This window comes from Streptomyces sp. CLV115, from assembly GCF_038448545.1.
Classification (GTDB): Bacteria; Actinomycetota; Actinomycetes; order Streptomycetales; family Streptomycetaceae; genus Streptomyces; species Streptomyces sanglieri.
In genome coordinates this window covers 1-8,288 of record NZ_JBCEWQ010000242.1, presented here as the reverse complement: position 1 = coordinate 8,288, position 8,288 = coordinate 1, and the positions used below count along the sequence as shown (strand labels likewise).

5 protein-coding genes and 1 pseudogene are annotated in these 8,288 nt (G+C 67.6%); 3 read left to right on the top strand and 3 right to left on the bottom strand.

Features of this window, described 5'->3' with window-relative positions:
- A pseudogene (locus AADR41_RS39930) lies at positions 1-109 on the top strand (IS5/IS1182 family transposase); the annotation flags it as partial.
- Here AADR41_RS39930 and AADR41_RS39925 read toward each other — a convergent pair.
- Entirely contained in the window at positions 58-438 is a 381-nt protein-coding gene (locus tag AADR41_RS39925; RefSeq protein WP_342287192.1) for a hypothetical protein, read from the bottom strand. The pseudogene AADR41_RS39930 and the gene AADR41_RS39925 sit on opposite strands and share 52 nt — an antisense overlap.
- A gap of 334 nt (positions 439-772) precedes the next feature.
- Here AADR41_RS39925 and AADR41_RS39920 point away from each other — a divergent pair, with 334 nt between their 5' ends.
- Positions 773-1,993: an ISL3 family transposase gene (locus AADR41_RS39920; RefSeq protein WP_342287190.1), complete on the top strand. Its 1,221-nt coding sequence runs from the start codon at positions 773-775 to the stop codon at positions 1,991-1,993.
- Positions 1,994-2,335: 342 nt separating this feature from the next.
- On the opposite strand, the gene AADR41_RS39915 is transcribed toward AADR41_RS39920, so the two are convergent.
- Positions 2,336-2,884 (bottom strand): DUF4262 domain-containing protein, encoded by a 549-nt coding sequence (locus AADR41_RS39915; RefSeq protein WP_342287189.1) that lies wholly within the window; start codon positions 2,882-2,884, stop codon positions 2,336-2,338.
- A gap of 260 nt (positions 2,885-3,144) precedes the next feature.
- On the opposite strand from AADR41_RS39915, the gene AADR41_RS39910 reads away from it, so the two are divergent.
- Positions 3,145-4,527: an erythromycin esterase family protein gene (locus tag AADR41_RS39910; RefSeq protein WP_342287188.1), complete on the top strand. Its 1,383-nt coding sequence runs from the start codon at positions 3,145-3,147 to the stop codon at positions 4,525-4,527.
- A 621-nt stretch (positions 4,528-5,148) separates the two neighbouring features.
- Here the strand turns inward: AADR41_RS39910 and AADR41_RS39905 are convergent.
- The gene (locus AADR41_RS39905) at positions 5,149-7,752 is read right to left on the bottom strand and encodes a DEAD/DEAH box helicase (RefSeq protein ID WP_342287186.1); all 2,604 of its coding nucleotides are present in this window, start codon (positions 7,750-7,752) and stop codon (positions 5,149-5,151) included.
- Positions 7,753-8,288: the final 536 nt, after the last annotated feature.

The window sequence follows — 8,288 nt, the reverse complement described above, 5'->3', positions numbered from 1 at the left end:
CAACCGCCTCAAAGGCTTCCGGGCTGTTGCCACCCGCTACGAAAAGCGCGCCTACATCTACCTCGGCACCGTCACACTCGCAGCCCTCGCTATCTGGCTCCGGACATGATCCGAGAAACAGCGCCTAATGGTGGGGCTAAAGCTGCAGGCTGTGCGGTGCGGGAAGAAGAGGAGCTGACCGCCAGTGCCCGCTTGCGCGTGGTAGACGCAGACGGCGACGTGGTACTTCGCAGCATGCTCGGGCGCGTCCAGGAAGGCCAGGACCTCCCCCGTGTGGTCGTTGGTGGTCGACTGCCAGTCGTACAGGTCATTGTCGTTGACCATGTACGAGAGCGGCTCCTCCAGCGACCACCCTGAGGTGGCCAGAGCCTCGACGATGGTCCCGACCGTGATTTCTCGCGCAAACGTGAAGTCGATGTCTGCGGTTCTGGACGACACAGAGGCTCCTGGTGAGGCGATCAGCGGCACCGCATCGTCGCCGATGGCGTGGATGGCTGTCGATTGATTTGACGGCTTAGCTGCATGAGGTGTCTTTCCCCGCGATAGCCAGGGAGAGAGGTGCCACCCAGGGCAGGGTGGTTTTGTTCACGAGTTGCGGGTTCTGGCACAGATCTTGGGGAACCGTCGCGGAGCGTGACATCGTTGTTCGATTGCGAGGGCCTGGCTCGTACGAGACGGCGCACGCCTTGTCGCCTGACGGCCGGAAGTGACAATCCATCAGGTGCACTCCGTTCGCTGCTGTGGTCGGCGCTGGACCGCGATGGTGCTGGTCATGCAGACCGACGCGCTGTTCTGGGACTCGCTGGTGTTCGAGGGGATCGACGAGGTGGAGGTCGAGGCGGTTACGGCCGCGTTCGGCACAGTTGAGGTGGTGGCGAGAGGTCGCGCGGTCGCGGTGGCATGTCCGGACTGCGGCCTCTTCTCGGATCGAGTCCACGATCGTTACCAGCGGAGGCTGAAGGACCTTCCGCTCGCTGATCAGGGCCTTGCGATCCGGCTGACGGTCAGGCGTTTCATCTGTGGGTCGGCAGACTGCCCGCGCCGGACGTTCGCCGAGCCGTTCTCCCGGCTGGCTGTCCCGCACGCGCGGTTCACCACGAGGCTCAACCGTGCTCTGGAACGGGTGGGACTCGCCCTGGCGGGGCGGGCTGGCGCTCGGCTGGCGGCCCAGCTCGGCTTCGGTGCGGGGCGGATGACCTTGTTACGCAGGGTCATGGCACTGCCCGATCCGCGATTCAGTACTCCACGGGTGCTGGGCGTGGACGACTTCGCGATCCGTCGCGGCCAGACCTACTCCACGGTCTTGACCAGCGTCGAAGACCATCGCGTGGTCGACGTGCTCCCGACCCGCGAGGGCGGACCGCTGGCCGCCTGGCTGATCCGCCACCCCGGCGTGGAGATCATCTGCCGGGACCGGGCGGGCGCCTACGCCGAGGGCGCCCGCCGCGGCGCCCCTGGTGCCCTGCAGGTCGCAGACCGGTTTCATCTGTGGCAGGGCCTCGGCCGGGCCGTAGAGACCTGCGTCGCCGCCCATCGCGACTGCCTGCGCAACCCGATGCCCAGCGGCACGCTGCCGCTGGACACCCCACCGGCTTCCGGTCGGCCGCAGAACGGCGTGGAGCCGGTCGGCCGGCGAGCCGAGCGGAAGAAGGCCGCACATGCCCTGGTCCACGAGATGCTCGCCCAGGGTCACTCACGTCGGCGATCGCCCGGCACCTGGGCTGGGGCCTCAGCACCGTACTCCGATACGCGAACGCCGCACGCTGGCAGGACACCATCCGCGACAACCGGCCCCGGCCCAGCAGGCTGGACCCTTACAAGCCCTACCTGGAACGACGATTTGCTGAAGGATGCACCAGCGTCACCCAACTCCACGGCGAGCTGGTCGCCGAGCAAGCTCCCGTCACCTACGGCATGGTCCGAGCCCACATCGCCACCTTGCGTGGGACTCCGTCCGCCGCACCGCCGCGGCCGCCGACGGTACGGCAAGTGACCGGGTGGATCACCCGCCACCCCGCCGCCCTTAACGAGGAAGACAGCGTCGGCCTCAAGGACGTCCTGGCCCGCTGTCCCGAACTGGACATAACCGCCGGGCACGTCCGCGATTTCGGTGAGATCCTCACCGGCCGCCTCGGCGCCACGCTCCCTGCCTGGATCGGCGCAGTCGACGCCAGCCAGCTGCCCGGGATCACCGGCTTCGCACTCCATCTGCGCCGGGACCTCGACGCCGTGGCCGCCGGCCTCACCCTGGACTGGAGCTCCGGCAGCATCGAGGGCGCCGTGAACCGCATCAAGAAGATCAAGAGACAGCTCTACGGCCGAGCCGGCCTTGAGATCAGAGATCGGCCGTCCAGATCCCGACAGGATGGTCACGCGAAGGGAGCCACAACTGAGGCTGTGAGTCGCGATGCCTCTCGTCAGCCTGCTCATCCCAGTGGAAACGGCCATTGGCATCAGGCCACGCGACTTGCAGCACGGGGAGAGGCGGCCGTCGGTAGAATCCGATGGCCTGCCCGAAGAAGGTCCGGTACCAGCTGCGATCGACCTGCCTGAGCGCGACTCGATACCCGTGGACGACATCAGGATGGCTCTGGCCGTCCGCGAGCACTTCGCCTGCGGCGGACTTCTCTCCGAGCGTGTTGAGCATGCGGTGCATGGCATGGACATCGAGCCCGAACATGGCGAGTTCAGGTCTGCCGTGGGTGTGCGCGAGGCCGATCGTGTAGGCGAATCCAGGACCGATCTCGTCTTCGGGAACCATCACGACGTGCCATCCGTGCTGCTGCACGTGCTCGATGACCGTCAGATCCATGCGGTCCACTTCGTCCCGGTCGCCGTAGTCATGGCAGAGGACACACCGGCACTGGAACGGATCATCAGTCATGTGCGGAGGGTACGAGGTGAGTCTTCAGATCGAGCAACCGGGGTTTGGACCCTCTCAATCGAACAGTGCCATCACTCTCCGCGACGGCTCCCCAAGATCTGTGCCAGAACCACAACCCGTGAACAAAGCCACCGGGTCGCCCGCCTTCTGGTGGAGTCCACTCCACCAGAAACGGGGGGCTGCGTTCACTGCGCCACCAGGGGGCCGCGGGTGAGGATCTTCATCACGTCGCCGTTAGCGAACCCAAGGAGCACACCAGCATGACCAGTCACCACCCCCCGCGCATCGGCCGCAGGGCGATGCTCGTCACGGCGGCGAGCGCGATGGCAATGACCCTCACCCCTGCGGTGGCGCAGGCGGCCCCGACCGCCCAGCAGACCCCGGCGGCGACCGCCACCCGGGCTCAGGACCCCGTCGTCCGCGAGCTGGACCGGATCGCCCGCCCGCTGCGGTCCACCGAACCCGGCGGGCAGACCACCGATCTGCGGGCCCTCGGCGCGATGATCGGCGGCGCGAAGGTCGTGGGCATGGGCGAGGCCACCCACGGCTCCCACGAGTTCTTCACCATGAAGGACCGGCTCTTCCGCTACCTCGTCGAGGAGAAGGGATTCCGCGCCTTCTCTCTTGAGTTCAGCTGGGCCGCCGGACTGCGGATCGACGAGTACCTCCAGACCGGAAAGGGCGACGCCCGGAAGATCGCCGAGGAGAACCTCACCAAGTCCCCCTGGGACCGCGAGGAATTCGTCCGCCTCATCGAGTGGATGCGCGACCACAACCGCCGCAACCCCACCCGTACCGTCCACTTCGTCGGCAACGACCTCTCCGGCCCGGCCATGACCGACGACCTTTTCGGCCGGATCACCGGCTACGTCCACCGGCACCACCCCGCGCTGGCACCCCGCGTCGACCACCTCTACGCCGGGCTGCGCCCCGTCGACGACGTCTTCGAGTACCTGAAGAAGCCGCTCGCCGAGCGACAGCTCTTCGCCGACCGGGCCCAGGAGGCGCACCAGCTGATCAGCGCGGCGCGCGGGCGCGACCGCCAGGCCCATGAACTGGCCGTGCAGAACGCCCGCTCAGTCGCCGACACCACCCGGTTCCTGACCGCGGATCCCAGCAACCCGGCCGCCATGCCCGACTTCCAGCGCCTCCGCGACGAGGCCATGGCCCGCAACGTCCTGTGGTGGCAGAAGCGCACCGGACACAAGATCCTGGTCTCCGCACACAACGACCACCTCGGCCTGATCGCCGGGACGGCCGCGATGTACCCCAAGACCCAGGGCTCCTTCCTCCGCGACGCGCTGGGCCGGAACTACCTGCCCATCGGCATGACCTTCGACCAGGGCTCCTTCCTCGCCACCTCCACCCCCATCGGCGGCGACTGGAAGAAGTTCACCGTCGACGCCGCTGCCCCGGGCACCAACGAGCACACCCTCGACCAGGTCCGCCACCGCGACTACTACGCCGACCTGCGCACCGCCGCCCCCGCCGCGCGCGGCTGGCTGGACACCGCCCGCCCCACCCGCAGCATCGGCACGCTGTTCAACGACCACTACCCCCTCTACGACCTGGCGCTCGGCCGCGCCTTCGACGCCCTGGTCCACCTCCACGGCGTACGGGAGGCGGACCTGCCCCGGCCGTGACACCTGAGAGGCCGGGCCCGTTGGTACGGACCCGGCCCCTCCCGGACACCGGCGGTGGTTCAGCGTGCCACAGCGCCGGTTGGCCGGGAGAGCACGGCGGGCCGTACACAGACGGCACCCGAACACGACCGGCCCACCACCGCACCCCCGGCACGCCACACCGCCAACGGCTCCCCGACCTCCCCGGCGGGGAACTTGGCATCCTCCCCTCCTCAGGACGGCAACGCTCGCCCCAGGACCTTCTGCCCCACCCCGCACAACCGGGCCAGAACCTCCCGCCCCGCGTTCAGCACCACCTCGCCATCCGCCCGCACACCCCCGCCCTCATGCCGGGGCCGGGAACCACGCCACCGCCAGCACGACCACAGGGCCTTCGCCTCCATCCCGTAGGAGGCCGCGGCACGGCCGATCAGCGACGACGTCATCTCCCCGGCAAGAGGAGCGATGCGAAAGACACCAGGCACCACACCGCCGACATCGACAGCCCAGCCACCATCAGACATCCGCACCCCTCCAGCTGTTACCCGGGCACCCAGACTGGCCCGAGCAGCATCAGGACGTCCGGCAAAACAGCGAAGAATAGCCCCGCCCGGTCAAAGGACGGTTCCTGCACACCCACCCTTACCAGCGCATGCCGAGGTGGTTGAGGTCGGTCCGTCGTTGTTCGGTGAGCCTGTCGGCGCGTTTGCGTACGTTGTCGAGCCATGTGCCGAGCTTGACCTCCACGACCCCGTCAGTGCCTGTCTGACGGCCCGCCAAGCCCGCTTCCGTGTCCACCTGCTCGATGTGCTTGCGGGGTACTCGCAGGTGTCCCTCGCGTGCGTGGTACTGCCGTGCGGCGGCGAGGTTGAGGGCCCACATGTCGTCCTGCGTCCGTTTCACTGGCCGCGCCTCCTGGGCCGGTTCGATTCCGAGGACGTTCTCCAGCAGCCATTGCTGCGCGGGCAACAACTGCTCCCACCCGAACCGCTGCGCCGTCACCCATCGTCCGAGGTCTTCGCCTTGCACGATCACTTTCCCGGCCGCCATGGGCAGGGCCCCGCCGTTCTGGAGAAGGTTCTGTACGAGGCGGAAGCAGCGTTGCCATCCCGTGTCCCATACCGGGCACCAGCCCGGGTCGATCTCTTCCAACGCTGCCTGCCGTGCCTCGGTCAGCGCTCCCGCACTGGTCTCGACAGCCAGACCGGCCTGCCTCCGCTCGGCGATCTGTTCCGTGGTCCGGGCGGCGTACCGTTGGTTCTTGGTCCAGGTCCCGACGGGGTATCCGTCCCAGACCGCGGTCGCGGGCGGCAGCAGGTGACCGTGCACCGTGGCCCAGGCTCGGGCTGCTGCGAGTCCTTCCTCGAACGCGATGTCCTGGTGGGACCAGACCATGCCCAGCCCGTCGAGCTGTTCCACCCGCCCCGCATCCAGATGTCCGGCCTTGTGGGACTTGCGCTGGTCGGCGAGCCAGGTCCCCAGCGGGAACCCTGCCGGAACCCAGTCATCGGGGGTGGTGTAGTCGTATGGCACCCGCAACCGCCTGGCCCCGGTCTCCTTCACATACCGGGCCGCAGCCTGGATACCGCGCCGCCAGAACGTGTTCTCCGGCTCGATCACCCGCAGCTTCACGAACCGTGCCAGCAGCGCCGGGTCCCGGGGTGTGCTGAACTTCAGCAGCTCCCGAGCGGGCGCACTCGGCCCCCGCTCACCTGCCGGCACCTCACGCTCAGCTGCCGCCTCGCCTGCCGCGCTTTCCTCGGCTTCCTCCGGGTGCCAACTCCCGCTCCGGATACGAGGATCCGCGAGGTGTTCGATCGTTTCGGTGTCGTGTGCCCGCAGCGCCGAGAGGACCTTCGCGAGGGTTCCGTAGGCGTCCGAGGTCAGCATTTCATCCGGCTTTTCACCCGGCGCGAGGAATACCGGAACAATCAGAGAAGCAATCTTCCCTTCACCGGGCTTGATTCTCAGGGCACGTCCAACCATTTGCACGATATCGATCATCGACCCCCGCGCGTCACAGAATACGACGGAATCACAATTAGCCGTATCGACGCCCTCGCCCAGCACCTTCACCGAGCTCAGCACCCGCAACACCGCCGGCACCAGCCCCTTCCCCGAACGCCCATCACCCCTGCTGCGCCCGCCGATGCCACCCTCGACGAGCTGCGCTTGGTGATGGCTCTGGTTCGTGATGATGTCGGAGGCGAACTCCTCCAGTACGGCGCGCCGGTGGGCGGGTGGGTGTTCGCCGTACAGCCAGTCTGCCCATACCCGTCCCGGTTCCGGGTACCGCCTGGGGTTGTCCTCCCATAGCTTCCGGGCTGCGTCGACGACACCGGTTGCCATCGCTTCGGCTTCACTGACCCGGCTGTGGAACGTCAGGACCTTGCGCAGGTTTTCCTCGGCGGCCGCGGTCACCAGTCCGGTCTGCAGTGCGGCGAGCCGTGCTCCGCGGGCGGCGTCCGACCCGTATCCGGCTTCCTGGCGCAGTTGGTGGAAATCGGGGTCGTTGATGTCGATGCACACCACCTGGTACGGCGCAACCAACCCTCGGCTCACCGCCTGGGAGAGCGTCAGTTTGTACGCCACCGGCCCGAACACCCGTGACCCCGGATCCATGCTCGCGACAAGCCGCGGCGCACCGCCCTCACCACTCCGGGCATGTTCGGGTGCTTCCCAGATCCGGGCCGTGGCGGTCATGTACAAACGGCGGGTCGCCGGCATCTTCGTCTGGTCGTGCACCACGGCCCACGGCTTACCCGCGTACCCACTGGTGCGGTGCGCCTCGTCGACGACCATCAGGTCCCACGCACCAAGCCCGGAACCATGGGCGCGCTGGAGGGTGCCGAGGCCGACGGCGGCGTACGTGGCGAACACCGTCACCCGCTCCAGACCCCGTGCCCAGGAGACGAGTTCGCCCGGATCGGTTGTGCACGGCACGCCGTCGGAGTCTTCCCCGCGTAGCGAGCACACCCCGACCATCGCCCCTGTACGGCCTCCTTCCCGCCACGCGGCCGCGGTCTGGGTCAGCAGATCCAGGGTCGGCACCAGGACCAGGACATGCCGCGCGCCGAGTTTCTCGGCGGCCGCGACGGCGATCAGGGTCTTGCCGGAACCGGTCGCGGCGATGACCTGGGTCCGCAGCCCCTCGGCCGGCAGATGCCCGCTCGCAGGCGTCTGAAGCGTCCTCAGAACCGCGTCGACCGCCTCCACCTGATGCGGAAACAACTCCTTCAGCGTCATCAAGATTTCCTCTGCTCGACTGCTTCAGATATATTTGCAAGCCAGAAAAGGCCTGGATCCCTGTGCAGCAACCTGCATTTTTCAGCGACAACCAAGACACAGAAAATCGACCCCAAGGACAGCGGCAGGGTGTCGGCTCACACTCCTTAATCTAGCTTGGCATTAAGAGTGACGCACACCGACTGCAGAAGTGTTTCTGACCGTCAGTCTGTAATCTGCGCAGCGGCCGTTCCTGTCAACCCCCGAACCCTCCTGATAGAGACTCAAGGGAGCAGAGACCGGGGAGGAAGCCCCGGTCTTCACGATCCGTCACCCACTTCCCGGCAAGGCCACCCCAACCAGTAGCCAGCCCAAGGGCCGTGCGGAGCATGGCCTGCGGCCTGGATCGCGGAGCGATCCAGGCCGCAGGCAACGGAGTTGACTGCCCGGGCCACGGAGTGGACCGGCAGCCCCGGACGAAGTCCGGGAACAACGCACGGAGTGCGTTGTCGTCTTCCGCCGCGTAGCGGCGGCGCGTCGTGTCTGCGGAGCAGACC

Coding starts and splice junctions, on each gene's coding strand:
- AADR41_RS39905 (WP_342287186.1), bottom strand. CDS start 7,752: ATGACGCTGAAGGAGTTGTTTCCGCATCAGGTGGAGGCGGTCGACGCG.
- AADR41_RS39910 (WP_342287188.1), top strand. CDS start 3,145: ATGACCAGTCACCACCCCCCGCGCATCGGCCGCAGGGCGATGCTCGTC.
- AADR41_RS39920 (WP_342287190.1), top strand. CDS start 773: ATGCAGACCGACGCGCTGTTCTGGGACTCGCTGGTGTTCGAGGGGATC.
- AADR41_RS39915 (WP_342287189.1), bottom strand. CDS start 2,884: ATGACTGATGATCCGTTCCAGTGCCGGTGTGTCCTCTGCCATGACTAC.